The organism is Bradyrhizobium uaiense, assembly GCF_010811875.1.
GTDB lineage: Bacteria > Pseudomonadota > Alphaproteobacteria > Rhizobiales > Xanthobacteraceae > Bradyrhizobium > Bradyrhizobium uaiense.
This window is the reverse complement of the sequence record NZ_VKHP01000781.1, coordinates 1-248: the sequence shown is the minus strand read 5'-3', so window position 1 is coordinate 248 and position 248 is coordinate 1. Positions and strand designations below refer to the sequence as shown.

1 pseudogene is annotated in these 248 nt (G+C 64.1%); it reads left to right on the top strand.

From position 1 onward, the window contains the following. Positions 1 to 120 precede the first annotated feature (120 nt). Positions 121 to 248, top strand: a pseudogene (locus FNJ47_RS52255) (ABC transporter substrate-binding protein); the annotation flags it as partial.

Here is a 248-nt window from a genome sequence, read left to right as displayed (position 1 = left end):
TCATTGAGGTCCCAGTAAAACGCCTCCGCGAGCAGCAGCCCCTGCGCGGTCTCGAGCCCGACGCTGTCGATGTCGGTCACGAATGCCAGCAGCGGCGAGATCTTCTGGCCGCCCTTGGTGATGCCGACCTCGGCGCAGGCCGGCGTCTATTCCTCGGTGACGCACTATCTCAAGGCGGTGAAGGCTGCCGGCACCACGGATGCGGCCGCCGTCATGAAGGTGATGAAGGAGACCCCGATCAACGACAT